This window comes from Corynebacterium sp. ACRQP (assembly GCF_022345915.1).
Lineage (GTDB): Bacteria > Actinomycetota > Actinomycetes > Mycobacteriales > Mycobacteriaceae > Corynebacterium > Corynebacterium lehmanniae.
In genome coordinates, this window is the sequence record NZ_JAKRMZ010000012.1 from 12,175 (window position 1) to 38,980 (window position 26,806).

23 protein-coding genes are annotated in these 26,806 nt (G+C 64.6%); 8 read left to right on the forward strand and 15 right to left on the reverse strand.

Annotated features, from left to right (window positions below; all coding sequences use genetic code 11):
- Positions 1 to 5 precede the first annotated feature (5 nt).
- From argJ to MHY23_RS06125, 5 genes are all read right to left on the reverse strand, one after another.
- Positions 6 to 1,166, reverse strand: coding sequence for a bifunctional glutamate N-acetyltransferase/amino-acid acetyltransferase ArgJ (argJ, locus tag MHY23_RS06105; protein WP_239306825.1), 1,161 nt, complete (start codon positions 1,164 to 1,166; stop codon positions 6 to 8).
- Positions 1,167 to 1,215: 49 nt separating this feature from the next.
- Positions 1,216 to 2,271: an N-acetyl-gamma-glutamyl-phosphate reductase gene (argC, locus tag MHY23_RS06110; protein ID WP_239306826.1), complete on the reverse strand. Its 1,056-nt coding sequence runs from the start codon at positions 2,269 to 2,271 to the stop codon at positions 1,216 to 1,218.
- A 54-nt stretch (positions 2,272 to 2,325) separates the two neighbouring features.
- Positions 2,326 to 4,833: a phenylalanine--tRNA ligase subunit beta gene (gene pheT / locus MHY23_RS06115; RefSeq protein ID WP_239306827.1), complete on the reverse strand. Its 2,508-nt coding sequence runs from the start codon at positions 4,831 to 4,833 to the stop codon at positions 2,326 to 2,328.
- Between the two features lie 14 nt (positions 4,834 to 4,847).
- Positions 4,848 to 5,918: a phenylalanine--tRNA ligase subunit alpha gene (gene pheS / locus MHY23_RS06120; RefSeq protein ID WP_239306828.1), complete on the reverse strand. Its 1,071-nt coding sequence runs from the start codon at positions 5,916 to 5,918 to the stop codon at positions 4,848 to 4,850.
- A gap of 134 nt (positions 5,919 to 6,052) precedes the next feature.
- Entirely contained in the window at positions 6,053 to 6,865 is an 813-nt protein-coding gene (locus tag MHY23_RS06125) for an RNA methyltransferase (RefSeq protein WP_239306829.1), read from the reverse strand.
- Positions 6,866 to 6,902: 37 nt separating this feature from the next.
- Here MHY23_RS06125 and MHY23_RS06130 point away from each other — a divergent pair, with 37 nt between their 5' ends.
- From MHY23_RS06130 to MHY23_RS06145, 4 genes are all read left to right on the forward strand, one after another.
- Complete coding sequence (locus MHY23_RS06130) at positions 6,903 to 8,045, forward strand: histidine kinase (RefSeq protein ID WP_239306830.1); 1,143 nt, start codon at positions 6,903 to 6,905, stop codon at positions 8,043 to 8,045.
- A gap of 131 nt (positions 8,046 to 8,176) precedes the next feature.
- Positions 8,177 to 8,347, forward strand: coding sequence for a hypothetical protein (locus tag MHY23_RS06135; RefSeq protein ID WP_239306831.1), 171 nt, complete (start codon positions 8,177 to 8,179; stop codon positions 8,345 to 8,347).
- A 19-nt stretch (positions 8,348 to 8,366) separates the two neighbouring features.
- On the forward strand, positions 8,367 to 9,065 hold the full coding sequence (locus MHY23_RS06140) for a response regulator transcription factor (RefSeq protein ID WP_239306832.1): 699 nt from the start codon (positions 8,367 to 8,369) through the stop codon (positions 9,063 to 9,065).
- 162 nt (positions 9,066 to 9,227) lie between these two features.
- Positions 9,228 to 10,673, forward strand: coding sequence for a hypothetical protein (locus MHY23_RS06145; RefSeq protein ID WP_239306833.1), 1,446 nt, complete (start codon positions 9,228 to 9,230; stop codon positions 10,671 to 10,673).
- 140 nt (positions 10,674 to 10,813) lie between these two features.
- On the opposite strand, the gene rplT is transcribed toward MHY23_RS06145, so the two are convergent.
- The 4 genes from rplT to uvrA all read right to left on the reverse strand — a co-directional run bounded on the left by rplT (position 10,814) and on the right by uvrA (position 15,158).
- Positions 10,814 to 11,197: a 50S ribosomal protein L20 gene (gene rplT / locus MHY23_RS06150; protein WP_070473163.1), complete on the reverse strand. Its 384-nt coding sequence runs from the start codon at positions 11,195 to 11,197 to the stop codon at positions 10,814 to 10,816.
- A gap of 51 nt (positions 11,198 to 11,248) precedes the next feature.
- Entirely contained in the window at positions 11,249 to 11,443 is a 195-nt protein-coding gene (gene rpmI, locus MHY23_RS06155) for a 50S ribosomal protein L35 (protein ID WP_034999913.1), read from the reverse strand.
- A gap of 33 nt (positions 11,444 to 11,476) precedes the next feature.
- Positions 11,477 to 12,049, reverse strand: a complete 573-nt coding sequence (gene infC / locus MHY23_RS06160) for a translation initiation factor IF-3 (RefSeq protein ID WP_181888354.1) — start codon at positions 12,047 to 12,049, stop codon at positions 11,477 to 11,479.
- 250 nt (positions 12,050 to 12,299) lie between these two features.
- Positions 12,300 to 15,158 (reverse strand): excinuclease ABC subunit UvrA, encoded by a 2,859-nt coding sequence (gene uvrA / locus MHY23_RS06165; RefSeq protein WP_239306834.1) that lies wholly within the window; start codon positions 15,156 to 15,158, stop codon positions 12,300 to 12,302.
- 85 nt (positions 15,159 to 15,243) lie between these two features.
- Between uvrA and MHY23_RS06170 the strand changes: the two genes are divergently transcribed.
- From MHY23_RS06170 to MHY23_RS06180, 3 genes are all read left to right on the forward strand, one after another.
- Positions 15,244 to 15,837 (forward strand): MBL fold metallo-hydrolase, encoded by a 594-nt coding sequence (locus MHY23_RS06170; protein ID WP_181888352.1) that lies wholly within the window; start codon positions 15,244 to 15,246, stop codon positions 15,835 to 15,837.
- Between the two features lie 88 nt (positions 15,838 to 15,925).
- A complete protein-coding gene (locus MHY23_RS06175) occupies positions 15,926 to 16,966 on the forward strand; it encodes a DoxX family protein (RefSeq protein WP_239306835.1) in 1,041 nt (346 codons plus the stop codon).
- 67 nt (positions 16,967 to 17,033) lie between these two features.
- The gene (locus MHY23_RS06180; RefSeq protein WP_239306836.1) at positions 17,034 to 19,187 is read left to right on the forward strand and encodes a UvrD-helicase domain-containing protein; all 2,154 of its coding nucleotides are present in this window, start codon (positions 17,034 to 17,036) and stop codon (positions 19,185 to 19,187) included.
- A gap of 9 nt (positions 19,188 to 19,196) precedes the next feature.
- On the opposite strand, the gene MHY23_RS06185 is transcribed toward MHY23_RS06180, so the two are convergent.
- The 6 genes from MHY23_RS06185 to rpsA form a co-directional block, all read right to left on the reverse strand.
- Entirely contained in the window at positions 19,197 to 19,643 is a 447-nt protein-coding gene (locus MHY23_RS06185) for a universal stress protein (RefSeq protein ID WP_194990092.1), read from the reverse strand.
- 52 nt (positions 19,644 to 19,695) lie between these two features.
- Positions 19,696 to 20,154, reverse strand: a complete 459-nt coding sequence (locus MHY23_RS06190) for a universal stress protein (protein ID WP_181888348.1) — start codon at positions 20,152 to 20,154, stop codon at positions 19,696 to 19,698.
- Between the two features lie 15 nt (positions 20,155 to 20,169).
- Positions 20,170 to 22,269 (reverse strand): excinuclease ABC subunit UvrB, encoded by a 2,100-nt coding sequence (gene uvrB, locus MHY23_RS06195; RefSeq protein WP_239306837.1) that lies wholly within the window; start codon positions 22,267 to 22,269, stop codon positions 20,170 to 20,172.
- Positions 22,270 to 22,334: 65 nt separating this feature from the next.
- Positions 22,335 to 22,685: a DUF4259 domain-containing protein gene (locus MHY23_RS06200; protein WP_181888346.1), complete on the reverse strand. Its 351-nt coding sequence runs from the start codon at positions 22,683 to 22,685 to the stop codon at positions 22,335 to 22,337.
- A gap of 68 nt (positions 22,686 to 22,753) precedes the next feature.
- Complete coding sequence (coaE, locus tag MHY23_RS06205) at positions 22,754 to 23,347, reverse strand: dephospho-CoA kinase (protein ID WP_181888345.1); 594 nt, start codon at positions 23,345 to 23,347, stop codon at positions 22,754 to 22,756.
- Between the two features lie 109 nt (positions 23,348 to 23,456).
- The gene (rpsA, locus tag MHY23_RS06210) at positions 23,457 to 24,920 is read right to left on the reverse strand and encodes a 30S ribosomal protein S1 (RefSeq protein ID WP_181888344.1); all 1,464 of its coding nucleotides are present in this window, start codon (positions 24,918 to 24,920) and stop codon (positions 23,457 to 23,459) included.
- A gap of 304 nt (positions 24,921 to 25,224) precedes the next feature.
- Here rpsA and MHY23_RS06215 point away from each other — a divergent pair, with 304 nt between their 5' ends.
- Positions 25,225 to 26,457: a hypothetical protein gene (locus MHY23_RS06215; RefSeq protein WP_239306838.1), complete on the forward strand. Its 1,233-nt coding sequence runs from the start codon at positions 25,225 to 25,227 to the stop codon at positions 26,455 to 26,457.
- The last annotated feature ends 349 nt before the right edge of the window (positions 26,458 to 26,806 follow it).

A 26,806-nucleotide genomic window follows, 5' to 3' on the forward strand; every position in this document is an offset into this window, starting at 1 on the left:
ACCTCCTAGCTGCTGTAGGCCGAGTTGATCTCAACGTAGGCGTGAGACAGGTCAGTCGTGCGCACCGTCGCGCGGCCCTCGCCACCGGTGCCCAGGTCCACCACCACAGCGATGTCCGCCCCGCTCAGATCCACCTCGCGCGCGCCGGGCACCCCGGCGGAGTACTCGCAGACGGTGTGGCCGTTGAAGGTCACCGAGATGTTGTCCGCGTCCATGTCCGCGTCCGCCATGCCGACGGCGGCGAGCACGCGGCCCCAGTTCGGGTCGGAGCCGAACATCGCCGTTTTGACCAGGCTGTCGCGGCCGATGGTGCGCGCAGCGTTGAGTGCTTGCTCGTCGTCCGCGGCGCCTTCGACGGTGATGCTCACGCGCTTGGTCACGCCCTCGGCGTCGGACTGCATCATCGCCGCCAGCTGCGCGCAGGCCTCGTACACCGCGGCGTCCAGCTCGTCCTGGTCCGGGGATACCCCACTCGCGCCGTTGGCCATCGCGATGACGGTGTCGTTGGTGGAGGTGGAACCGTCGATGTCCAGGGTGTTGAAGGTGGTTGCCGTGGCACGCTCCAGCGCAGTCTGCAGCGCCTGGGCCTCCACCTTCGCGTCGGTGGTCAGGCACACCAGCATCGTCGCCAGCGACGGCGCCATCATGCCGGCACCTTTGCCCATGCCGCCGAGAGTCCAGCCGTCGCCCTTGACCAGCACTTCTTTGGCGACGGTATCGGTAGTGCGGATGGCTTCGGCGGCGTCCGCGCCGTGGTCGCCGAGCTGATTGACGACGGCCGCGATGCCGCCTTCCACCTTCTCCATCGGCAGCAGATCGCCGATGATGCCGGTGGAGCAGACGGCCACCTGAGCGGGCTCTGCGCCCACACCTTCGGCCGTAAGTCGCTGCATAGTTTGCGCGTCATGCAGCCCCTGCTCGCCAGTGCAGGCGTTGGCGTTGCCGGAATTGAAGACCACAGCCTTCAGTTCGCCGGCGGCCACCGCCGCGCGGCTGACCTTCACAGGCGCGGCGAAGACCTTGTTGCGCGTGAAAACCGCGGCCGCGGCGAATTCGGGACCTTCGTTGATGACGACGGCCATATCCGGGTTGCCGGATGCCTTCAGGCCCGCGCTTGTGGCGGCGGCGGAGAAGCCTTGCGGTGCGGTGACTCCAAGAGTGCTCATGGTGGAGGGGATCCTTTCAGAAAAAGAGGTGGGGGTGTCTCGTCGGCGGTTACGGAGCCACCGCGGCTCGCGACAGACCCGCCCCCTCTTCGAACCCGAGCGCAAGGTTCATGCACTGCACCGCCGCTCCCCCGGTGCCCTTGGTCAGGTTGTCGATGGCGCTGGTGGCCACAACTTTGCCTGCTGCCTGATCCACTTCAATCTGGACGTGGCACATGTTGGAGCCAACCACGTGCTGCGTCTGCGGCTGCTGGCCGGCAGGCAGCAGGTGCACGAACGGTTCTTCGGCGTAGGCGTTATCGTATGCAGCGCGCACCGTCTCCGCGTCCGCGCCATGTGCCAGCGGCGCGGTGACGGTGGTGAGGATGCCGCGCGGCAGCGGCGCAAGCACCGGTGTGAAGCTCACGGTGACCTGGCTGTCCGCGACTTCCTCGAGGTTCTGCGCAATCTCCGGTGTGTGCCTGTGTGCGCCGGCGACGCTGTAGGCCTTCAGCGAGCCCATCGTTTCCGCGCCGAGCATGTCCACCTTGGGCTTCTTGCCGGCCCCGGACACGCCGGTAATAGCCACCACCGTCAGATCCAGCTCGACCAGGCCCGCCTGCACCGCCGGCCATGCGGCGAGCGTGGCACCCGTGGGAAAGCACCCGGGAACAGCGATGCGCGTTGCCTTTGCAACGTCCTCCCGGTGCCCCGGCAACTCCGGCAGCCCGTAGGGCCACGTGCCTGCGTGCTCCGAGCCGTAGTAGGCGCGCCAGGCCTCAGCATCGCGCAGGCGGAAGTCGGCGGCGCAGTCGATAACGGTCACGTCCTCGCCAAGTGCTGCGCCGATGGCCGCGGAGTGTCCGTGCGGCAGCCCCAAAAAGACCACGTCGTGGCCGGAGAGCACCTCAACGGTGGTCTCTTCGATAACCCGGTCGGCCAGCTCCGGCAGGTGCGGCATGAGCTCGCCGACACGCTGGCCGGCGTTGGACGCGCCGGTCAGCGCGCCGATCTCCAGCTCACCCGCGAGATACGCCGGGTGACCCAGCAGCAGGCGGAGAATCTCACCGCCCGCATAACCCGTGGCCCCCGCGACCGCTACTTTGACAACCTTGCCTTCTGACATGGCCGCAAGTGTAACAGTTATGCAGTCGCGTGGAAGTTATTCACGCAAATATATTTAGCCGCGCATTTCTGCGCCGAAACGCTCCTTGGCCAGTTCGGCCGCCTTCAGGCGCGCTTCGGAGGCTTCTTCCTCGGTCAGCGTGCGGTCCGGGGCGCGGAACGCCAGGCCGAACGCGAGCGACTTCTTGCCGTCGCCGAGGTTGTCGGACCGGTAGACGTCGAAAAGCGTCACCGCCTCAACGAGCTCGCCAGCACCTTCCTGGACAGCGCGGCGCACGTCCTCGGCCGCCACAGCCTCGTCCACGACCAGGGCGATGTCCTGGTTGAGCAGCGGGAACGCGGACAGTCGCGGCGCAGGCAGGCGCTCTGCCAGCGGGATGGCGGTCAGATCGATCTCCATCGCGCAGGTGCGCACCGGGAGGTTCAGCTTCTCCAGGATTTGCGGGTGCAGCTCGCCGGCGTGGCCGACCACCTGGCCGTCGACCTTCAGCGCAGCGCAACGGCCCGGGTGCCACGGCAGGTACTCGGCAGCCTCAACATCCAGGTCGACACCGCAGACGCGGGCGACGAGCTGGGCGGCTTCGATAGCATCGGACCACTCGTAGGCGCGCCCCTTGCCCCACGGGCCCTCCAGCTCCGTATTGCCTAGCGCCACCGTCGCGGCGTGGAGGTGTTGCTTCGGCAGCGACTCAATAAGTTCTGCGACGACCTCGTCCGCCGGGCGCTCGGACACCTCCGGCAGCGGCGAGACGTCCGCGCGCTTTTCCGAGGTCTGCGCCACCGAGTAGATGGCCACATCACCGCGGCCGCGCGCAACGTTTCTGCCCGCGGCCTCCAGCATCGGCGGCAGCAGCGTGGTGCCCAGGATGCCGTAGTCCGCATCCAGCGGGTTCTGCACCTTGACGGTATTTCGGCGCGGGTCGTCCGCATCGAGGCCCCAGGTGTCGAAGGTGTCGTTGGCGATAAACGGCGTGGGGATGATCTCCGCGTAGCCGGAGTACGCCAACGCGTGGGTCACCGCACGGCGGCGTCGCTGCAGCGGGCTCAAACCGCGGCCGCCACGGGGCGTGGGCAGGATCGACGGAATGTCGTCCAGGCCCTCCAGGCGCACGACCTCCTCGACCAGCTCCACCGGCACCGTGATGTCTGTGCGCCAGGTCGGCGGGGTGACTTCAAGCTCCTCGCCGTCGCCAGCGACCTCGCAGCCGACCTCTTCCAGGCGCCGCACCACGGTCTCACGTGCGTAATCCACACCGATCAGCTCAGCCGGGCGCGTCGCGCGCATCGCAATCGCATCACGCTTCTCGACGTCACCGACCAGCGTTCTGCCCGCGTGAATCGTGCCGCCGGCGATCTCCACCAGCAGCGCGCACGCGATGTCGAGGGCGTTTTCCACGAGCTGCGGGTCCACGCCCCGCTCGAAGCGTCGCGAGGCTTCCGAGCTCAGCTTGAGCCGGCGCGCGGTGCGCGCCACGGTCAGCGGGTCCCAGGTCGCGGCCTCGAAGTGGACGTTGACCGTCTCGTCCGAGATCTCGGAGGTGGTGCCGCCCATGACGCCGGCCAGCGACTGAATGCCGTTGTCGTCGCTGATCACCACATCTTCTGCGGTCAACGTGCGCTCGACGTGGTCGAGCGTTTCAAATTTCTCGCCTTCAGCAGCGTTGTGCACGCGCAGGCCGCCGGCGATCTTGTCGGCGTCGAAGGCGTGCATCGGCTGGCCGGTCAGCAGCATGACGTAGTTGGTCACGTCGGTTGCGGCGTTGACCGAGCGCACGCCGGCGAGCATGAGCTCACGCTGCATCCAGAACGGCGCCGTGGCCTTCGGGTTGATGCCCTCGACGGTGCGCACGCCGAAGCGCTTGGCCTTGGTGGACTCCTCCACGGAAACCGCGATGGTCTCGCCCGCCGGAGCCGGCACGCCAGCAATGTCGATGCCGGCGATTGCCGGATCCTGCGCCACGTCGGTGAACTCGAGGTCGAAGGCGGAGGCGATCTCTCGGGTCAGGCCGCGGGCGGACAAAGCGTAGCCGCGGTCCGGGGTGACGTTGACATCGAAGACGGTGTCGTCCGAGCCCAGAATCTCGCGGGCGTCCTGGCCGGGGGTGGCGGAGCCGTCGTGAAGCGTAATGATGCCCTCGCTTTTCGCGGTGAGCCCGAGCTCGGCCGCGGAGGCCATCATGCCTGCGGAGATGTGGTCATAGGTCTCGCGCGCCGAGATCTCGAACCCGCCCGGCAGCACCGCGCCCGGCAGCGAGACGACGACCAAGTCGCCTTGCTTGAAGTTGCGGGCGCCGCAGATGATGCCCTGCGGCTCGCCCGTGCCGTTGGCCTGGCCCACGTCCACCTGGCAGTAGCGGATCGGCTTCTTGAAGCCGGTCAACTCCTCAATCTCCTCCACGCGGCCGATGACCAGCGGGCCGGTGACCTCCGGAAGCGGCGCGTAGCCCTCGGTTTCGAAGCCGACGCGCACGAAGCCCGCGTCGAGCTCCTCATCGGTGAGGTTGAAATCCTTGTTACCTGCGTTCTGCAGCAGGCGGACGATCCAATTTTTGGAAATGAGCATTGTCAGTGTCTCCTTTACGCCTGCACGCCGAACGGGATGGTGAAACGGACGTCGCCTTCGACCATGTCTCGCATGTCCGACAGACCATTGCGGAACTGCAGGGTGCGCTCCAAGCCCATGCCGAACGCGAAGCCGGAGTAGACCTCCGGGTCGATGCCGACAGCACGCAGCACGTTCGGGTTGACCATGCCGCAGCCGCCCCACTCGATCCAGCCCGCGCCGCCCTTCTTGTTGGGGAACCACACGTCCACCTCAGCGGACGGCTCGGTGAACGGGAAGTAGTTCGTGCGCATACGCGTCTTCGTCTCCGGGCCGAACAGCACCTTTGCCAGGTGGTCGAGGGTGCCGCGCAGGTGCGCCATAGTCAGGCCCTTGTCCACAGCTAGGCCCTCCACCTGGTGGAACACCGGGGTGTGGGTAGCATCCAGCTCGTCGGTGCGGAACACACGGCCCGGACACGCGATGTAGATGGGCACGTCGCGCTCGAGCATGGTGCGCACCTGCACCGGCGAAGTGTGGGTGCGCATGACCTGCTTGGAGCCTTCCTCGCCGATGTAGAAGGTGTCCTGCAGCGTGCGGGCCGGGTGATCCGGGATGAAGTTCAGCGCGTCGAAGTTGAAGTACTCCGCCTCCACCTCCGGGCCTTCCGCGACCTCCCAGCCCATGCCGATGAAGATGTCCGCAATGTGCTCGGACAGCGTGGTGATCGGGTGCATCGCGCCAGCCTGCGTGCGGGAGGTGGGCAGGGTGACGTCCACCTTCTCCTCGCGCAGCTGCTTCTCGCGGTGCTCCGCTTCGCGCTGCACGCGCAGCTGGGCGTAGGCCTTTTCTGCGCGGCCGCGGGCCATGTTCACGAACCGACCGGCATCCTTGCGCTGATCCTTCGGCAGCGTCCCAAGTGCGCGGCGGGCCTGCGGGATCGGGGCCTTCTCCCCCAGGTGCGCGCGGTGCGCATCCTCCAGCGCAGCGAGGTCCTCGGCCGCCTCAAAGGCAGCGATCGCCTCGTCCGCTGCCTTGTTCAGGGCATCCTCGGTCAGTTCAATTTCCGGAGTTGGGTTTGCGTTGTCGGCCACGCTCGTGTTCACCCGCACCTTTCCACAAGTGCGCTGCGCTGTTTATACAGACCGCAGCAGTGTCGGTTCAAAAGCGTCCACCACTTTACCTATCGGCCGACACAGCGACCGCGCGAGGGCGGGCGCGCAAAATCCAGCCGATAAAGCTAGTCCTCCGCGAGCGCCTTCGACGACTCCCACAGGCAGATACTCGCCGCAGTAGCCAGGTTCAACGACTCCGCGCCGCCCTGGATCGGAATGGAGGCGCGGTGGTCGGCGGCCGCGAGGATGTCGCTGTCAAGCCCGTGCGCCTCGTTGCCGAACAGCCAAGCGGTCGGCTGCGCGAGCGTCTCCCCCGGCTGCGCAAGGTTCACCTCGCCGTCCATGGTGGTGGCGAAGGTGGACAGCCCAGCGTCTTCGAGCTGGCCGATCACCCGGCGCACTTCGCGGTCGCGCGCCACAGGGATGTGGAACAGCGAGCCCGCGGTTGAGCGCACCACCTTCGGCGCCTCGGGGTCCACGGTGTCGCCGGCGAAAATCACCGCGTCCGCACCCACAGCGTCCGCGATGCGGATGATTGTGCCGGCGTTGCCGGGATCGTTGGTTTCCACGCACACCGCCACCAACTTCGGCCGGCCCTTCATGATTTTCGGCACCGTCCACAGCACAGGGCGGCACACCGCAAAGATGCCGGTGGACGTCACCGCGTCCGCGAGCGAGTCCGCAGCTTTTTCCGTAATCGCGTGCGTGTACACGTCCATGTAACCCGCCGCCCGCACGATCTCCTCGAAGCGCTCGGCTGCGGCCTCGGTAACGAAGAGGTCTGTCGCCGCCCCCGTGGCCACGGCGGCCTCCACAGCGTTCTCGCCTTCCGCCAGGAAGGCCTTTGCTTTACGACGAGCTTGCGCCCTCTTCAACTTCCCCGCATTAACCACACGCGGAGTGCGCTCTGTGAACGGCTGCTGGAAATCCAATGGCATAGCTACAGACTACGTTGCGGGCGCTACGCTGTTTGCCGTGCCTACGTTTCCGGAGCTCGTGCGCGCCCGCCTTCTTTCACCGGCGGCGCGCCCTTGGCGCATCGGTTTTGCGCTCGCAGCTCTTCTTTTCGCTCTCGGGCTGGTAGCTCTGCCGGGGGCACCGATCGCGGTCGAGTGGTCTCGGTTCGCGGTGGCGCTCTACGCGGTATTTCTAATCGTGGCGGCGTTTTTCGCCCCGGTCGCGGCGGGACTGGGATACGGCTTTTTGCTGCAGTTTTCCGCGTTAGAAACGGAATTCCGAAGCGCGATCATCATCATCGGTATGTTCGCGGTGGCTGCTGTGGTGGGGTTGCGCACCCGTTGGTCTCGAGGCGTACTCATCACATTGCTGCTCTGGTACCTCGCTCAAACAGACTTTTCAAAGGGCATTTTTCTACCCAACTCTGTAGACACTGCCACATTCCTCGGGGTATTTTTGTATGCCGCCTGGGCCACAGGCTTCGTCCTGCGTTCGTTCCTACTCAACAGGGAACGGCAAGCCGAACGTCTCAAGGCCGAGCTGGAACGTGAAAGAGACCGAACCGTAAAGGCATTGCACGGTTCTGTGGCGTCCTCCCTGACTTCGGTTGTGCTCCGAAGCGAGGCTTTGGCAATGACGGGCGACGATCAGACCGCCAAGGCTGCGAAGCTCATCGCGGACGACGCGAGACGGTCCATGCAGGAAGTCCGTCAGCTCATCCGATTTATGCGCTCTGAGGATTCGGTGTTTAACGACGATGAGACCGCAAATGCTCCGAAACTGCGTGAAGCACTGCAGTCCTTCACGGACACTTTGCGTAGCCACGGATACACAATCACAGAAAGTGGCCTGCACGGCGACGGCCTCAACACAATTGCACTGCAACATGCTCCCAGCGCGTTTCGTGAGATCCAGACGAACGTGATCAAGTACGCGGACAAGCACCAGCCAGTCATTGTCGCGGCAGTCGAAGACGACAACGACGTGCAAATCCTTGTCCAAAATTTCGGGGCCCAACAAGAACAGACAGTGGAGATGAGTACCGGCGTCGGCTTAGGCGAGGTCGCATCGCTGCTGGCACAAGATGGTGCCGTTCTGGAAGCCGGCTACCACGGTGAAGCCTTCCGCTACCACCTCACCGTCCCGAAGGAACGAAAGTAGATTGGCGCCGGGTGGAGGGTACTTTCGTACCATCTTTGTCCCTATGCAGCCAGAAAAATTGCACATTGTTACCGTGTACACCCATAATTCACGTAGCGAATTACAGCTTTAGTTCACGAAAGGACAAGCAAATGCGCAAGTTTGCTCGCCTCGCCGCCTCCGCCCTGGTTGCAGCCGGCCTCATTACCGTCGCACCTGCAGCATCTGCAGAAGCGCAGACCGTGGCAACCCCGTATGCGGCCGGTGCCATCGGCGACACCTTCGAGTGTGGCGGCATGGTTGGCCGCCTCTGGTGCAAGTAATTTCGCCAGTAATCACTCCATGGGAACACCTTCTGAAAACCCAATCCGGGTTTTCCTCGTCGACGATGACCCGCTGGTACGCGAGGTGCTGATAAGCTACCTCGACAGCGCCGAGGAGATCACCGTCGTCGAAACTGCTTCGGACGGATCCGAAGCGCTCGAGCGCATCCCCCAATTAGACGTGGATGTGGTGCTCTCCGACGTCTACATGCAGCACATGGGCGGCGCAGAGCTGCTGCGCAACCTTGCCGCGAGAGGTGCAGCCCCTGCATTTTTGGCGATCAGTTCCTTGGACAACGACACTGCGATGCTCGACATCCTCGACCACGGGGGTCGCGGCTACATTTTGAAGAGCCAGCCGCGCGAGGAAATCATCCTTTCGGTGCGGCAAGCAGTTGCAGGCGGCACCGTAATTTCGCCTGCTGCAATGAACAAGCTGCTCCCCCACCTCTCCCAGCGCGACGCACAAGCTCCGCAACCTGCTCCCGAGCGCCCAAAGGCCGCGGTCAACGTGCCTGCGGGCGTTTCCGAGACCGAGCAGAAAGTCCTTGAGCTGCTTTGCGACGGCTTGAGCAACGCCGACATCGCGAAGCACCTGAACTACTCCGAGTCCACCGTGAAGAAGATGGTCTCGAAGCTGCTCTCGGCATACGGGGTCTCGTCCCGCCTCGACCTTGTCGTCACTGTCCTCAACGGCCGCGGGCCGCAGGTGCACTAGCCCCTCCCCGGTTCTGAACGAAAGTATCGGCATCGGACACGAAGGTGCCGAGACCCCAAAATTTCCTTGTCATGCGACAGCAACGTCCTTACGTTGACCCCTGTAAGCAATCACCCCGACTGCTAGCGACGCTGGCGGTAGCTTCACAGGAAAGGACAACGTATGACCCGTAAGACCCGACGCATCACTACCGCGCTTCTCGGCACTCTGATGGCCGGCGCTGCCATCGCTCCCGCGAACGCGACCACCCTCGAGGAGTCCGCTCCCGAGACCCCGGCGAACAACGACAAACTCCCGATCGTCCACACCTACCGCGGCTCCGACCACTTGAAGGCCAACGTGCTCAACCCGCGCCCGGTGTGCAACTCCACCGAGGACTACCGCACCGTCGTGTACAAGGTGAAGGACAACTTCCTGCCGGTGGGCACCATCTCCACCACGAACCTGTCCGACGAGGCAATCCCGCTGCAGCAGGACCTCTCCCGCACCCAGACTGTCTCCGCTTCCGTCAACGGCTCCAAGACTGAGACGCTGAACCTGGGCGGTTCCGGCTCCAAGGACGGCATCGAGGGCAACATCGGCTACTCCGTGGCGAAGGCGCTCGGCTGGGACGTCTCCGCTGAGCTGTCCTGGAACGTCGGCCAGACCGTCGGCCCATACGATGTGCCGGCAGGCAACACCGGTGAGGCCACCTACGGCTTCCGCACCGTCACCATGACTGGCACCCAGCAGCGCTGCCGCCCGAACGGCACCTGGGCGACCCCGACCGCATGGGTTGCCAACATGCCGGTGAAGAACGAGGTCCGCGTGAAGAACTTCGACACCCCGGCCGATTCCTGGGCGCCGAACAAGGGCGCACAGACCACCGAGGTCAAGGACGAGCCGAACGCTGAGTACGACAAGGACGTCGACACCCTGAACAAGGGCGACAACATCGACGACGTGGAAAAGGTCGACGACAACAAGACCGCCGACGTCAGCAACAAGGACGTCAACCTCGCCGCCGACAACGAGAAGGCCGCCAAGGAGGAAGCCGAGAAGAACGAGGGCGCCATCGAGGTCGACGCCGTTTCCGACAAGAAGGAAGAGTCCACCGACGACAAGGGCGACGACAAGGCTGAAAAGGCCGAGCACGACCTAGACCTCGAGCCGTACTTCACCGTCTCCTCCGCGAAGGCGAAGGGCTTCGCCGGTTCCACTGCGCTGCGCGTGAAGAACGTCGGCAACGAGCGCTACTGGGGCGAGTTCCCGGCGGTGACCTTCCGCGTCGCAGTCCGCACCGAGGACGGACCGGAGGGCGTCGACCGTCTGATCACCACCACCACCCGCGAGGGCGGCTACGCCCGGGATCTGGGCTGGGACGAGGACGAGCAGGCCCGCATCTTCGAGGTCACCCTGTCCAACCCGATCAACCCGGGTGAGGAAGCAGACCTCGTCTCCTTCTCCTTCGGCGACGGCAACACCAAGGAAGGCCGTCTGACCAACTACATCACCGTTTCCCAGACTGGCCGTCTGGACGGCGACGACTCCGAGTACAACGACCAGGACGTTGACTCCCGCGACGTCACGCTCGACGACTTCGGCCGCGAGAACGAGGGCATCTTCTAAGACAGCCCCACCACAGCGATTAGCGCGCCCACCCCAGCGGTGGGCGCGCTCCCTTTTGCGTGTCGCCCACAAAAGAAAGCTCCCGCCCTCCCCCGACTGTTCGGGGATGGGCGGGAGCTTCGTCGTTAAGCGAAAGTGCTTTACGCAGCCTTCGGAGCGTTGACGTCCTCCGGCAGAGCGTTCTTCGCAACCTCGCACAGAGCGGAGAAGGCAGCGAAGTCGCTGACAGCCAGCTCGGCCAGGATCTTGCGGTCGACCTCGACCTCGGCCAGTTTCAGGCCGTGGATGAGGCGGTTGTAGGTGATGTCGTTCATGCGGGCAGCGGCGTTGATGCGCTGGATCCACAGCTTGCGGAACTCACCCTTGCGCTTGCGGCGGTCGCGGTACGCGTAGGTCTGGGAGTGCAGCCACTGCTCCTTCGCCTTGCGGTACAGGCGGGAGCGCTGGCCGCGGTAGCCCTTCGCGGACTTGAGGATTGCGCGGCGCTTCTTCTTAGCATTGACTGAACGCTTCACACGTGCCATGAGTCAAACTTCCTTTTCTTTTCTCGTATCGGTTGATTGATCGGGCAGTGCTTAGGACATGCCGAGGAGGCGCTTTGCGCGCTTGACGTCTGCCTTCGCAACGTCGGTGGAGCCGGACAGCTTGCGGCGGCGCTTCGACGAGAGCTTCTCGTTCAGGTGGCGCTTACCAGCCTGCTCGCGGCGCAGCTTGCCCTTGCCGTTGACCTTGATGCGCTTTGCGGTGCCCTTGTGGGTCTTCTGCTTCATGGTGAAAGCCCTTCAGAGTGTCGATTGTTGGAACTACTTTTTGCCCTTGCGAGCCGGTCCGAAGACCATCGTCATGTTTCGGCCGTCCTGCTTCGGACGGGACTCGACAACGCCGAGCTCCCCGATGTCGTCAGCGAGACGCTCCAGCAGGCGGTACCCCAGCTCGGGGCGGGCCTGCTCGCGGCCGCGGAACATGATGGTGACCTTGACCTTGTTGCCCTTCTCCAGGAAGCGCTCAACATTGCCCTTCTTGGTCTGGTAGTCGTGCTCATCAATCTTGGGGCGGAACTTCTGTTCCTTGACCACGGTCTGCTGCTGGTTCTTGCGGGCCTCGCGGGCCTTCTGATCCTGCTCGTACTTGAACTTGCCGTAGTCCATGATCTTGGCCACGGGCGGCTTGGCCTTCGGGGCTACCTCAACCAGGTCGAGGTCCGCCTCGTACGCCAGCTTGCGGGCGTCGTCCGTGCGGACGATGCCCACCTGCTCGCCGGACGGGCCGACGAGGCGAACTTCAGGGACGCGGATTCGTTCATTGATCCGAGCTTCAGCGCTGATGAGAACTCCTAGAGACGTAAAGAAACAATGCGTGCCGCACTTGAACCGCAATCGGACTCATCCCACGCGAAAAACCCGCTCACCCTGATGGGTGGCGGGAGTTCGTCCATGGCACGCCAAGACACACCTATGTCTTGCGCACCGTTTGACCCGTATCCAACTCACTTTGGTGAGCGGCTTGGGGTGGGATTCACTCCTCTTGCGGCCCCCACACCCGCATAACACGGGCGCGCTGGGCGGTGTAGGCAGCAATATACATGCTCATGCCTGCACAAACCAAATCGGCGCGCCGTGGGCGTCGCTAGGCCTTCGCCAGGATGTCCTGCAGGAACTGTCCGGTGAAGGAACCGGGCACCTTTGCGACGTCCTCCGGCGTGCCCTGCGCGACCACCGTGCCGCCGCCGGAGCCGCCCTCGGGCCCCATGTCCACGATCCAGTCCGCGGACTTGATCACGTCGAGGTTGTGCTCGATGACCAGCACGGTATTGCCTTTCTCCACTAGGCCGTTGAGCACCAGCATGAGCTTGCGGATGTCCTCGAAGTGCAGTCCGGTCGTCGGCTCGTCCAGGATGTAGATCGTGCGGCCGTTGGAGCGTTTCTGCAGCTCCGCCGCGAGTTTGACGCGCTGCGCCTCGCCGCCGGACAGCGTGGTCGCGCTCTGTCCGAGGCGGACGTAGCCCAGGCCCACGTCCACAAGCGTCTGAAGGTAGCGGTGGATGGAGGTGATCGGCTCGAAGAACTCGGCGGCCTCGGAGATGGGCATCTCCAGCACCTCGGCGATGTTCTTGCCCTTGTAGCGCACCTCGAGCGTCTCGCGGTTGTAGCGCGCGCCCTCGCACACCTCACAGGGCACGTACACGTCGGGCAGGAAGTTCATCTCGATCTTGATGGTGCCGTCGCCGTGGCAGGCCTCGCAGCGCCCGCCCTTGACGTTGAAGGAGAAGCGGCCGGCCTTGTAGCCGCGCACCTTCGCCTCCTGGGTCTCGGCGAACAGGTTGCGGATCTTGTCGAACACGCCGGTGTAGGTCGCCGGGTTGGAGCGCGGTGTGCGCCCGATCGGGCTCTGGTCCACCTGCACGAGCTTGTCCAGGTGCTCGAGCCCCTCGACCTTCTTCACCCGGCCGGGCACCTGGCGCGCGCCGTTGAGCTGGTTCTGCAGCGTCTTGGCCAGAATCTGGTTCACCAGCGTGGACTTGCCGGAGCCGGACACGCCGGTCACGGCCACCAGCACGCCGAGCGGGATGTTTACGCTGACGTTGTCCAGGTTGTTCTCGCGCGCGCCCATGACCTTCAGTTGCCGTTGCTTATCGACGTCCCTCCGGTGCTCCGGCACCTCGATCACCTTGCGGCCAGCCAGGTAGTCGCCCGTGATCGAGTCTTTGGCCTTGAGGATGCCCTCCGGCTTGCCCTGGTAGACCACTTCCCCGCCGTATTCGCCGGCGCGCGGGCCGATGTCGATGAGCCAGTCCGCCTCCCGGATGGTGTCCTCGTCGTGCTCCACCACGACCAGGGTGTTGCCCAAATCGCGCAGCTTCTTCAGCGTGGTGATCAGGCGCTGGTTGTCGCGCTGGTGCAGGCCGATGGACGGCTCGTCCAGAACGTAGAGCACACCGGCCAGGCCGGAGCCGATCTGGGTGGCCAGGCGGATGCGCTGCGCCTCGCCGCCGGACAGGGTGCCGGCGGAGCGGGCCAGGGTGAGGTAGTTCAGCCCCACGTCCAACAGGAAGTGCAGGCGCGCCTGGATCTCGCGCAGCACCGCGCCCGCGATCATTTCCTCGCGGTAGCCCAGCACCAGGTTGTCCAGGTACTCGGAGGCTTCCTCGATGGACAGCTGTGTCAGGCCCGCGATGGACTGCTCGCCGTGCGTGGTCGACGCCAGGCGCACAGCCAGGATCTCCGGCTTCAGGCGCGCACCGTCACACGTCGGGCACGGCACCTCGCGGGTGTACGCGAGCAGGCGTTCCTTCTGCGTTTCGGACTCAGTCTGCTCCAGCTTGCGCTCCAGGTAGCCCACGATGCCCTCGTAGGCCGCCGTGTAGGAGCGCTGGCGCCCGTAGCGGTTCTTGTAGCGCACGTTGACCCTCGTGGACGAGCCGTGGATCAGGTGCTTTTGCTGCGTTTTGGTCAGCGAGCTCAGCGGCGCATTGGCGTCGAACTTCTCCTCTTTCGCCAGCGCCTCGATGAGTTTGGTGAAGTACTTCTTGTTCGGGCTGGAGTTCCACGGCTGGAACGCGTCCACCGCGGGTGCGTCCGGGTCCGGGATGACCAGGTCCACGTCGATCTCTTTGCGCACGCCCAGGCCGTCGCAGGCCGGGCAGGCGCCGAACGGCGAGTTGAAGGAGAACGCGCGCGGCTCGTATTCCTCCACGTTGAGCTTGTGGCCGTTGGGGCAGGCCATCTTCTCGGAGAAGATCTGCACGCGCTCCGGGTCGTCGGCGTCCAGCTCCACAAAGTCGAAGCCGACCAGGCCGTCCGCAAGCTTGAGCGCCGTCTCCACGGAATCCGTCAGGCGCTGCTTCTGGCTGGCCTTGACGGTGAGGCGGTCCACCACCACGTCGATGTTGTGCTTGATCTGCTTCTCCAGCTTCGGCGGGTCTGAGAGCTGGTAGGTCTCCCCGTCCACGTTCACGCGCGAATAGCCCTGCGACGACAGGTCGGCGAACAAGTCCTGGAACTCGCCTTTGCGCTTGCGCACAATCGGCGCGAGCACCTGGAACTTCGTGCGCTCCTCCAGCTCGAGCACGCGGTCTACGATCTGCTGCGGAGTCTGGCGCTCAATCACCGCGTCGCACACCGGGCAGTGCGGGGTGCCTGCGCGCGAGTACAACAAGCGCAGGTAGTCGTAGATCTCCGTGATAGTGCCCACGGTGGAGCGCGGGTTGCGGTTGGTGGACTTCTGGTCGATGGACACCGCCGGGCTCAACCCGTCGATGTAATCCACATCCGGCTTGTCCATCTGGCCCAAAAACATGCGGGCATACGAGGACAGCGATTCCACGTAGCGGCGCTGCCCTTCGGCGAAGATGGTGTCGAAGGCGAGCGAGGACTTGCCGGAGCCGGACAGGCCGGTAAACACCGCCATCTTGTCGCGGGGCAGCTCAATGTCCACGCCCTTGAGGTTGTGTTCGCGCGCGCCGCGCACTGTCAGCTTTTCGGCCACGTCACTCTCGCTTTCGTCGATTAGTACTCCCAAGACGCTACCAACGCGCGATTGCGGGGAAACATTCCTGAGTAGCCTTGGGTGCATGCTTACCCTTCGCCATATCTCTGTCTCCGACATGGACAACAACTGCTACCTCCTCTGCAGCGAGGGGCAGGGGTTGCTTATCGACGCAGCTTCGCACGCCCCCGAACTCCTGGCCATGGCCGACGACGCCGGCGTGAAGATCACCGCGGTGCTGACCACGCACCGGCACTACGACCACACCCGGGCGCTCAAGGAAGTGCTCGAAGCCACCGGCGCGAAGCACTACGCGCCGTTCTTGGACGCCCCGGCGATCCCTGCCCCGGCCGATGTGGAGCTCAACGACGGCGACACGATCGAGTTCGCCGGCCACACGCTCCCCGTGACCATCCTGCGCGGCCACACCCCGGGCGGCGCCTGCCTGACTGCGGAGATTGACGGCACGGTCAACCTGTTCGTCGGCGACTCGCTGTTTCCCGGCGGTTTGGGCAAAACCCAGTCCGAGGGAGACTTTGTCCGCCTCTTCAACGACGTGAAGGAGAAGGTCTTCGACGTCTACCCGGACGAGGCCGTCGTTTGGCCGGGCCACGGCAAACCCACCACGCTCGGCGAGGAGCGCCCGCACCTGGACGACTGGTGGGATCGTCGCTGGTAACCGAAAAACCCACCACCGCGGTGGCGCAAAATCGCTACACTCGGCGGGAGCACATTCAGCTACAAAAAAGTAAGGATTGGGTAAAAGTATGATCCGGAAAATCGCACGCCCGATGCTGGCTTCGGTCTACGTGATCGACGGTGTCGAGACCCTGCTGAACCCGGCTGGCCACAAGGACAGCGCGGACAGCGTGTTGAAGAAGCTGCGCGCCCTGACCCCGCGCGAGTACCGCGGCTTCCTGCCGAAGAGCCCGGAGACCGCCGCGCAGATCGTCGGCGCTACCAAGGCTGGCGCTGGCGCGTCCTTCGCCATCGGCAAGTTCCCGCGCCTGTCCGCCACCCTGCTGGCCGCCACCGCGCTGCCTACCGTTGTGGGCCGCCACGCGTTCTGGGAGGCAGAGGACGACGACGAGAAGGCACGCCGCCGCACCGGCGCCCTGACGGACCTCGGCCTGGCCGGCGGTGTCCTGCTGGCCACCGTGGACAACAACGGCAAGCCGGACCTGAAGTGGCGCGCGCAGCACGCTGCCCAGGCCGCGCAGAAGAACGTCAAGCAGGCGCTGCCGACCAAGTCGGAGACCGAGAAGGCTTGGGACAAGGCGTCCGACTGGTTCTCCGACGCGACCGACCAGGTCACCGATTACGTCGACGACAACAAGGGCGACTGGAAGAAGAAGGCCAACAAGGCCAGCGACGCTGCGAACGACTGGCTGGGCGACGCAAAGAAGCAGGCGTCCAGCTTCCTGTCCGACGCGGGCGACTGGCTGGACGACGCTGCGGACAAGGCCACCGACAAGGCCGAGGACGCATATGGCGACATCAAGCCGTCCAAGATCCAGCAGTTCAAGGCGAAGCGCAAGGTCAACAGCATCGTCGACGATCTGCAGGGCCAGCTGGACGACCTGCAGCCGTCCGCCCTGGACAAGTTCAAGGCGAAGCGCAAGGTCAACAAGGCCTCCGCAAAGGCTCAGGACAAGGCGCAGAACGCGGTCGACTCCCTGCAGGACGCGTGGGACAAGCTGGACGCTGACCCGAACTGGATCACCAAGCTCAAGTGGAAGCGCAAGGCCAAGAAGGCCGAGAAGAAGGCGCAGAAGCTGGTGAAGAAGGCGCAGAAGAAGTTCGCGTAACTACTCTGACTGCTTAGCGGCCCCGGGGCTGGGAATATTCCCTGCCCCGGGGCCGTTTGTTGTGGGGATGCAGGAAACAGAACAGACTTACGTGGATCAGCTCTTCGCGCACCTCGATAGCGAGGTGGCACGGGCGCAAGCACGCCTGGAAGAGGTGCAGCGCGACGTGGACCCGGACAATCCGGACTCGGATGCCCTAGTGCGCCGCGAAACGGAGTACCACGGGCTCAACGCGAAGCTGGACGCGCTCAACGTCGCGGAGACCGGCTTAGTCTTCGGCCGTATCGACGTCGCCGACGACGACCCGGAGAACCCGGTGCCGGGCCGGCCGGATCTGGAGCGGCGCTACATCGGCCGCATGGGCATCGACGACAGGCAGGACAACTACCGCACCCTCCTGCTGGACTGGCGCGCTCCCCTCGCCCGCCCGTTCTACCTCGCAACCACCGCCCACCCGGAGGGCGTGGAAACGCGCCGCAACATCCGCATGCGCGGCCGCACGGTCTCCGCCGTGGACGACGAGGTGCTTTCTGGCGACGCCGCGGAATCCTCCAACGCCGGCGTCGGATCCGAGGCGGCGCTGCGCCGCGCGATGAACGAGGCCCGCACCGGCCACATGCGCTCCATTGTGGAGACCATCCAGCGCGAGCAGGACGAGATCATCCGCGACGCCACCCGCGGCGTCATGGTCGTCCAGGGTGGCCCGGGCACCGGCAAGACGGCGGTGGCGCTGCACCGCATCGCGTACTTGCTCTACACCTGGCGTGAGCAGCTCACACGCACCGGTGTGCTGGTGGTCGGTCCGAACGCGACGTTCCTCGAATACATTTCACGCGTGCTGCCGGAGCTGGGTGAAACTGGCGTGGTGCTGTCTACCGCCGACCAGCTCGTGCCTGGTTTTACCCCCACAGGCCAAGACAGCGTCGCCGCGCGCGAGGTGAAGGGCTCGGAAGAGATGGTGACCATCCTCAAGCGCGCCGTGCAGTCCTACGAGACGCTGCCGGATGCGCCTGTGCGGCTCACCTTCGATTCGGTGCCGGTAGATGCCACCCCGCAGATGGTCAAGGCCGCGCGCACGAGGGCGCGTCGTTCACGCCGCCCGCATAACCAGGCGCGCGCCTACTTCGCGGAGCACTTGACGCAGCTGCTGGCGGAGGCGCTGGCGAAGCGCATCGGCGAGGACCCGCTCGGCGGGGCGAACCTGCTCTCGGACGCGGATGTGGACCAGCTTCACGACGACCTCGCGGACGACCCCCAGGTAGAGCAACTCATCGACGCGCACTTTCCGGAGCTCGACCCCGTGGAGGTGCTGGATGCGCTGCTGACCGACAAGGACGCAATCGCCGAGGTCGCCCACGACTACGACGACTACACCCGCGACGCCCTGTACCGCGCGCCCGGCTCCCCGTTCAGCCACGCGGACACCGCGCTTGTGGACGAGCTGGCCGTGCTCATCGGCACCGTCGACCCCGAGGAGCAGCGCCGGAAGGAAGAAGAGGAATGGCGCGAGCTCGTCGCAGAGGCGGAGGGCGCGCTCGACGTCCTGTCCTCGTCTGAATCCACGGACAACGACGACGACCAGTTCGAAGCCGAGATCCTCTCCGCAGCCGACGTCATCGACGCGGAGACGCTCGCGAGCCGCCAACGGGAGACGGACACCCGCTCCACCGCGCAGCGCGCACGCGCGGACCAGACGTGGGCGTACGGGCACGTCATCGTGGACGAGGCCCAGGAGCTGTCCCCAATGGAGTGGCGCATGATGTTCCGTCGCTGCCCGTCGCGGTGGATGACGCTGGTGGGCGACACTGCCCAGACGTCCTCCCCCGCCGGCGTCGACGACTGGACCAACGCGCTGGAGCCTTTTGTGGGCAACCGGTTCCGCCTGCACGAGCTGACGGTGAACTACCGCACGCCGAAGGAGATCGCGGATTATGCTGCCAAGATCTTGGCTGAGATCGACCCAGAGGCCACCGTCCCTGAGGCGATCCGCGAATCCGGCGTGCCGGTGCAGTTCGTGGAGGACTTTAGCCTCGTCGAGAAGCGCGACGGCTTAACCGCCGTTATTGACGCGGACAACGTCGGCGAGATGAAGGGCCTGGAGTTCGACAACGTCGTGGTGGTGGAGCCGAGCAAAATTAAAGAGGCCTCGCCACAGGGGTGGCAAGACCTCTACGTCGCCGTCACCCGCGCCACGCAGACGCTGACGGTGGTCGGCGAATAGTTCACAGCGTTAGTTCACGGTGTGAACGATCATGACATCGCAGTCGGACTGACGCGCAACGTCCGCCGGCACGGAGCCCAGCAGGCGGCCGGTCAGGGAGTTGATGCCGCGGTTGCCCACCACGAGCAGATCTGCCTTGTTGTCGTTGACGATGGCCATCAGCGCCTGCACCGGGGTGCCCGGGCGGGTCGCGGTCTGCACATCCGGCGCACCCGCGGCGCGAGCGTGGTCTGCCGCACCCTCGAGGTTCTCCAGCGCCTTCTGGTCGCCCAGAATGGTCACGGAATCCTGACGCAGCGTCTTCGCGGCCTCTTCCTCGTTCTCGTAGTACGCGGTACCGATGACGAGGGTGGAACCGAAGGCAGCTGCAATCTTCGCGGCGCGCTCAACGGCCAGCAGAGAGGACTTGGAACCGTCGGAGCCGACGACGATGGTCTTGTACGGGGTATCGGCCATGATGATCACCTTTCAAAGCGTTTGGGGCAGAGCCAGTCTACCCCCGGTTATTTTAGTCGTGTCCCTCTGCCCGGGTATCCACGAGCATGACGTCCACCGGGGCCTTCTTGGCCACGTTGCCGGGGATGTTGCCGAAGATGCGGCCGGCCATCGAGCGCATGCCCTTGTTGCCCACAACGAGCAGGTCAACGCCGTATTCGCCGACGGCCTCCACCAGCACGTTCGCGGGCTGGCCGCCCTTGGACACCAGGTTGACCTTGCCGGCCTGCTCCTCTTTGGCAATCTCGTCCGCCTTGCGCAGAATCTCGCGCGCGTTGGTGGCGGTGACGATGTCCACGCGGGACAGCTCCGCGTTGGTGGAGTTCAGCATCGAGCCGGACGCGGTGTAGTGGGCGCAGATGATGGTCAGCTCGGCACCGTAGACGCGGGCGAGGCTGGCTGCGGCACGCACTGCGACCATGGAGGTGGCGGAGCCGTCGGTACCGACGGCGATCGACTTGTAGGTGTGCAAAGCAGGTTCCTTTCGCTAATTGCCTGTGTCTTTAATACCACGCAGCTCCCGCTTGAGATCTGCAATCTCGTCTCTGAGTCTGCCGGCGAGCTCAAACTTCAGTTCCCCGGCGGCGTCGCGCATTTGGACCGTCAGGTCGTCGATAAGCTTTTGCACCTCGTCCGAGGCCATGGTGGACACATCCGGGCGCTCGGCGACGGCCGCATCGGAGCTCAAGCTTGCCGACGCATCCGCGTCCGCGTTCTCATACACCTGGTCCAGAATGTCCGCGATCGCCTTGCGCAGCGGCTGCGGGTCGATGCCGTGCTCTTCGTTGTAGGCGATCTGCTTCTCGCGTCGGCGCTCCGTCTCGTCGATGGCCTCCTGCATGGACTCGGTGACCTGGTCGGCGTACATGATCACCTCGCCGGAGACGTTTCGTGCGGCACGGCCGATGGTCTGGATGAGGGATTTGGTCGAGCGCAAGAAGCCCTCCTTGTCCGCGTCCAGGATGGCGACGAGGGAGACCTCGGGAAGGTCCAGGCCCTCGCGCAGCAGGTTGATGCCCACGAGCACGTCGTACTCGCCGAGTCGCAGCTGGCGCAGCAGTTCCACGCGCTGCAGGGTGTCGATGTCCGAGTGCAGGTAGCGCACCTTGATGCCGTTATCCAGCAGGTAGTCCGTGAGGTCCTCGGCCATGCGCTTGGTCAGGGTTGTCACAAGGACGCGCTCGTCCTTGGCGGTGCGGGTGCGGATTTCGTCGATCAGGTCGTCGATCTGGCCCTTGGTGGGCTTGACGGTGACCTTCGGGTCCACCAGACCGGTCGGGCGGATCACCTGCTCCACAAACTCGCCCTGGGCGGCCTCGAGCTCGTAGTCGCCGGGGGTGGCGGACATGTAGACGGTCTGGCCCACGCGGGCCTCGAACTCGTCGAAGGTCAGCGGTCGGTTGTCCACCGCGGACGGCAGGCGGAAGCCGAACTCCACCAGGTTGCGCTTGCGCGACATGTCGCCCTCGAACATGCCGCCGATCTGGGGCACGGTGACGTGGGACTCGTCGATGATGGTGAGGAAGTCCTCCGGGAAGTAGTCGATCAGCGTCGCCGGCGCAGACCCCGCCGGGCGGCCGTCCATGTGACGCGAGTAGTTCTCGATGCCGGAGCAGAACCCGACCTGCTGGATCATCTCCAGGTCGTACTCGGTGCGCATGCGCAGACGCTGCGCCTCGAGCAGCTTGCCCTTGTTCTCCAGCTCCTCGAGCCTGTCCGCAAGCTCCTCCTTGATCGCCTCGATGGCCTTTTCCATGCGCTCGTCCGTGGCCACGTAGTGGGTGGCCGGGAAGATGCGCACCTCGTCTTCCTGACTGATCACGTCGCCGGTGAGCGGGTGGATGTAGTACAACGAGTCCACCTCGTCGCCGAAGAACTCCACGCGCACGGCCACCTCTTCGTAGGCCGGGATGATGTCCACGGTGTCGCCCTTGACGCGGAAGGTGCCGCGCTTGAAGTCGATGTCGTTGCGCTCGTACTGCACGTCCACCAAAAGGCGCAGGAAACGGTCGCGCTCCACTTCCTCGCCCACGCGCAGCACAATCGATCGGTCCAGGTAGGACTGCGGGGTGCCCAAGCCGTAGATGCAGGACACCGAAGACACCACGACCACGTCGCGGCGGCTCAAAAGCGCGGAGGTGGCGGAGTGGCGGAGGCGCTCCACGTCGTCGTTGATGGACGAGTCCTTCTCAATGTAGGTGTCGGTCTGCGCGATGTAGGCCTCCGGTTGGTAGTAGTCGTAGTACGACACGAAGTACTCCACCGCGTTGTTGGGCAGCAGCTGGCGCAGCTCGTTGGCCAGCTGCGCTGCCAGCGTCTTGTTCGGCGCCATCACCAGCGTGGGGCGCTGCTGCTTTTCAATCAGCCACGCGGCGGTGGCGGACTTGCCGGTACCGGTGGCACCCATGAGCACGACGTCGCGCTCGCCTCGGTTCAAACGCTCGTCCAGCTGCGCAATCGCCGTGGGCTGGTCGCCGGAGGGTTCGAACTCGGAGACGACCTCGAAGGGTTTCTCGCGTCGCTCAATCTCCCCCACTGGGCGAAATTCAGACTGCGCGAGGACGGGATGTTCAGCAGCAAAAGCCATAGTGGCCAGTGTATCGCCAAGAGCGTCGGCGAGGCATTGCTCGTCGATAAGCAAAGTCGCGAACGTTAAGCGGCGTACTTGCGGGAGGTTTCCAGCCACTCCTGCAGCTCGCCGGCTTCCTCCCACATGGAATACAGCGCGGAACCGCCCGGGCGCATCACCGCCTGAGCGCGGCGGCGGATCCACTGCCTGTCGTCCATGGTGAACGGGTAGTCGATCCTGCCCTCGAGCCCCTCTGGCAGATGGCCGTTGATCACTGCGGCGAGCGCGATCACGGATTCCGCTTCCCCCGTTCCCAGTGAGCCCAAACCGCATTCGAAGCGGAACTGGTCCATGCGGAACGTGCCGTTGACCAGCGCTGTCACGGCATCATTTGCGGAGTCGTTGTCGAACGGCCCCGTGTTCCACGTTCCCATGCACCGAAAGTTAAGGCAGCAAGGTAAATGAAACGTGTCACACCGGTAAATTTCGCCAGTACAGTTCACTAACCTTTGATTCTCTCGGCAAGCGCCGCCACCTGCGGTTCCAGCGCCTCGAGGGGACCGTTGTTGTCGATCACGACGTCTGCCGCCGAAAGCCGCGCGGCGTCGTCGATCTGTTGCGCCATGCGCGCCCTCGCATCGGCCTCATCGAGCCCTCGCTTTGCGACGAGCCTCCGGATCCTCTCCTCCTTGTCCACATCCACGACAACGGTGAGGTCCATGTCCTTGTGCAGCCCGAGGTCCACGAGCAACGGCATGTCGTAGATGACGGCCTGCTCCCCCGCCTCTTCCGCGGCGGCGAAGCGGCGTTCGGACTCGGCCTGGATGGCGGGGTGCGTGATGGCGTTGAGGCGCTGCGTGTCTTCCGTCGTGGCGAACGCGCGGCGCGCAAGCTCCCCGCGGTTGAGCGCCCCGTCGTCGCCGATGAGGTCCGCGCCGAACTCCCGCGCTACCTCGTTCAGCACCGGCGAGCCGGGTTCCATGATCTCGCGTGCGATTTGGTCGGCGTCGACCACGGCGAAGCCAGCGCTGCCAAGCATCCGCGCCACCGTGGATTTTCCGCTGCCGATGCCGCCTGTCAGGCCCACTTTCTTCATGGGGCCGAAGATAGCAAAACGCCCCGCCCTCGACAGATTGGTCGGGGACGGGGCGCCGTCGCTAAGCAGCGTGCTTACGAGTTTTTCCTAAGCACGAGCTTGCGAGTGCTTAGTTGCCAGCGAGCTTGTCGCGCAGAGCCGCGAGCTGCTCGTCGGAAGCCAGGGAGCCGATGTTCTCCTCAGCCTGGTCAGCTGCCGGAGCTGCAGCTGCAGACTCGGAGGAGTAGTTGGCCTGATCGCCCTCCTGCTCCGCGGCCTCGGCGGCAGCGGCGCGGTGACGCTCGATCTGAGCGGTGTGGGCCTGGTGGCGACGCTCTGCCTCGGCGTAGCGTGCCTCCCATGCCTGACGAGCCTCGTCGTAGCCTTCCATCCACTCGTTGGTCTCCGGGTCGAAGCCCTCCGGGAAGATGTAGTTGCCCTGCTCGTCGTAGGAGTCGGCCATGCCGTAGCGGGACGGATCGAACTCCTCGACGTAGTCCTCGTCAGCCTGCTTGAGGGACAGGGAGATGCGGCGACGGTCCAGGTCGATGTCGATGACCTTGACCATGACCTCTTCGCCGACGTTGACAACCTGGTCCGGGACCTCCACGTGGCGCTGAGCCAGCTCGGAGATGTGGACGAGGCCCTCGATGCCCTCCTCGACGCGGACGAACGCGCCGAACGGGACGAGCTTGGTGACCTTGCCCGGGACGATCTGGCCCACAGCGTGGGTGCGGGCGAAGACGCGCCACGGATCCTCCTGGGTCGCCTTCAGCGACAGGGAGACACGCTCGCGGTCGAGATCGACGTCGAGCACCTCGACGGTGACCTCGTCGCCCACTGCGACAACCTCGGACGGGTGGTCGATGTGCTTCCAGGACAGCTCAGAGACGTGCACCAGGCCGTCGACGCCGCCGAGATCGACGAACGCACCGAAGTTGACGATGGAGGACACGACGCCCTTGCGGACCTGGCCCTTCTGCAGCTGGTGCAGGAAGTCGGAGCGGACCGCGGACTGGGTCTCCTCCAGGTAAGCGCGGCGGGACAGGACCACGTTGTTGCGGTGCTTGTCCAGCTCGATGATCTTCGCCTCGAGCTCCTGGCCGATGTACGGATCCAGGTCGCGGACGCGGCGCATCTCGACCAGCGATGCCGGCAGGAAGCCGCGCAGGCCGATGTCGAGGATGAGGCCGCCCTTGACGACCTCGATGACGGTGCCGGTAACCGGCTGGTCGTTGGCCTGCAGCTCCTCGATGGTGCCCCAAGCGCGCTCGTACTGAGCACGCTTCTTGGACAGCATCAGGCGGCCTTCCTTGTCCTCCTTGGTCAGGACAAGTGCGTCGATCTCATCGCCGACCTCGACCACGTCTTCCGGGTCGACGTCGTGCTTGATGGACAGCTCGCGGGTGAGGATGATGCCCTCGGTCTTGTAGCCGATGTCGAGCAGGACCTCGTCGTGGTCGACCTTGACCACGGTGCCGGTGACGATGTCGCCATCGTTGAAGTACTTGATGGTCGCGTCGACTGCGGCGAGGAATTCCTCAGGGCCACCGATGTCGTTGATGGCTACCTGGGGTGCGTTGGAAGTGCGCATAAGTTCTATGTGCTCCGAAAAAATAGGAGATCGTGTTTGGACAGAAGCGTCTCTCTCGGCCACGTAAACCTGCAGCTTGGGTGCTATAGGCTCGCGTGCGCCGATCTCACGCTGCGACGGCCACCTCACCCTCCTATTACGGTGGGTGCCATCGCCCGCGCGTAGACACGCCCGCACGAGTGTAGACACTTTGCCCAGCTAGAGCAAATGATTCGCAGGTGCTTTCCGACGTCCCTCCGGTTTGCCCCGACCGCTAGCATAAGCGGAGTCTGATAGATACCAACGGTTTTGGGAGCAATCGTTTATGTGGAAACGCAGCCTCGCAGTCGCTGCATCATTTGTCGGCATTGTCGTCGGTGCCGGCTTCGCCTCCGGCATGGAGGCGCTGCAGTACTTTGTCGCCTACGGCACCAACGGGTTCTTCGGGGTGATACTGGCCAGTGTGACCATGCTGTTCGCCGCGACGGCGTTCATGACCTTCGGCTCGTACTTTTTGGCGCGCGAGCACAACGAGGTCTTCTACAACGTCACATCCAAGCCCGCGGCGTTCATCATGGATTGGTCCGCGGTGGCGTGCATGTTCTCCGTCGGGTTCGTCATGTTTGCCGGCGCTGGGTCCAATCTGCAGCAGTCGTTCGGGTGGCCCATCTGGATCGGGGCCGTGGCCATGCTCGCACTCATGCTCATTGTCGGCCGGTTCGACGTAGACAAGGTGTCTTCGGTGATCGGCTGGGCCACCCCGCTGCTGGTGGTGTTCGTGCTGATTGGCAGCATCTACTCGTTCACGCAGGTGGACGTGAATTGGAGCGAGGTGGGCAACTACGCCCAGCAGGAGGTTGCCCGCGCAGACGGCACCCCGTACTGGTGGCTGGGAGCACTCAACCACACCGGTCTGAACGCGCTGTGCGGTGTGTCGATGGCGTTGGTCATGGCCGGCGACGAGTTCGACACAAAAAGCAGCCGCCTCGGCGGCATCCTCGGTGGCGTGATCTACGCGGTCATGCTGGCCCTGCTCGTGGCGTCGCTGCTCATCCAGGTGGAGTCCGTCAACGGCGCGGACATGCCGCTGCTCGCCGTGATCGACAACGTCAACCCGGTGCTCGGCTTCATCATGACCTGGGTCATCTTCCTCATGGTCTTCAACACCTGCCTAGGCATGTTCTACGCGTTGGCGAAGCGCCTGACCAGCAAACACCCGGAGCGCTTCTACCCCACCTACGCCATCGCCTGCGTTGTCGGTTTCGGGCTCTCCTTCGCCGGTTTCCAGCCGTTGGTGAACAGCCTGTACCCGATTCTGGGCTACCTCGGCCTGTTCGTCATGGCGGTGATGACGGTGACCTACCTGCGCCACCGCGACGAGCTGAAAGACGAGGGCGAGCGCCGCGCGGACGCAGTTGAGGCCGGAGACGGCCAGGAAGTCGAGGATCTCGCCGCCGAATCGAACCTGGAGGAGGACGAGTTCAAGGACGCGGTCCAAGAAGAAGTTGAGTCGTCCGAGGACGACAACAAGCGCCGGTCCCTCAACGACCTGCTCTAGCACACCGGGGGTACAAATCGGGGGCGAAACACTCCGTTACGCGCAAGTGAACTGCGCGTAACCCACCACCTTTAATTGCTGGCCAGCCGTCCAACTATCCATGTGATCCAGTTAACGCAGTGTTCGATCCTGAAGTTCTCCTGTGGGACCGTTGAGTGTTTCCTTACCCGTCGGTAAGGTCGCACTTGGCTTTCGGGGGACGACCTGGCCAGGGGTGAAATCTAAGCCCCAGCCCGGTCAAGGCCATCCCCGGCGGCCCCTTCCCCCAAGGGGAGGTCCACAACTGAATACGCACTCGGAGCTGCTGGGGGAGGCTCCACGGGGGATCACGGCCGTGGGCGGGGTGCCG

Coding starts and splice junctions, on each gene's coding strand:
- MHY23_RS06170 (WP_181888352.1), top strand. CDS start 15,244: ATGCTTACCCTTCGCCATATCTCTGTCTCCGACATGGACAACAACTGC.
- pheT (WP_239306827.1), bottom strand. CDS start 4,833: ATGCTCATTTCCAAAAATTGGATCGTCCGCCTGCTGCAGAACGCAGGT.
- rpsA (WP_181888344.1), bottom strand. CDS start 24,920: ATGCGCACTTCCAACGCACCCCAGGTAGCCATCAACGACATCGGTGGC.
- MHY23_RS06180 (WP_239306836.1), top strand. CDS start 17,034: ATGCAGGAAACAGAACAGACTTACGTGGATCAGCTCTTCGCGCACCTC.
- argJ (WP_239306825.1), bottom strand. CDS start 1,166: ATGAGCACTCTTGGAGTCACCGCACCGCAAGGCTTCTCCGCCGCCGCC.
- MHY23_RS06175 (WP_239306835.1), top strand. CDS start 15,926: ATGATCCGGAAAATCGCACGCCCGATGCTGGCTTCGGTCTACGTGATC.
- MHY23_RS06200 (WP_181888346.1), bottom strand. CDS start 22,685: ATGGGAACGTGGAACACGGGGCCGTTCGACAACGACTCCGCAAATGAT.
- rplT (WP_070473163.1), bottom strand. CDS start 11,197: ATGGCACGTGTGAAGCGTTCAGTCAATGCTAAGAAGAAGCGCCGCGCA.
- MHY23_RS06125 (WP_239306829.1), bottom strand. CDS start 6,865: ATGCCATTGGATTTCCAGCAGCCGTTCACAGAGCGCACTCCGCGTGTG.
- coaE (WP_181888345.1), bottom strand. CDS start 23,347: ATGAAGAAAGTGGGCCTGACAGGCGGCATCGGCAGCGGAAAATCCACG.
- uvrB (WP_239306837.1), bottom strand. CDS start 22,269: ATGGCTTTTGCTGCTGAACATCCCGTCCTCGCGCAGTCTGAATTTCGC.
- MHY23_RS06140 (WP_239306832.1), top strand. CDS start 8,367: ATGGGAACACCTTCTGAAAACCCAATCCGGGTTTTCCTCGTCGACGAT.
- MHY23_RS06135 (WP_239306831.1), top strand. CDS start 8,177: ATGCGCAAGTTTGCTCGCCTCGCCGCCTCCGCCCTGGTTGCAGCCGGC.
- MHY23_RS06145 (WP_239306833.1), top strand. CDS start 9,228: ATGACCCGTAAGACCCGACGCATCACTACCGCGCTTCTCGGCACTCTG.
- rpmI (WP_034999913.1), bottom strand. CDS start 11,443: ATGAAGCAGAAGACCCACAAGGGCACCGCAAAGCGCATCAAGGTCAAC.
- argC (WP_239306826.1), bottom strand. CDS start 2,271: ATGTCAGAAGGCAAGGTTGTCAAAGTAGCGGTCGCGGGGGCCACGGGT.
- MHY23_RS06215 (WP_239306838.1), top strand. CDS start 25,225: ATGTGGAAACGCAGCCTCGCAGTCGCTGCATCATTTGTCGGCATTGTC.
- MHY23_RS06185 (WP_194990092.1), bottom strand. CDS start 19,643: ATGGCCGATACCCCGTACAAGACCATCGTCGTCGGCTCCGACGGTTCC.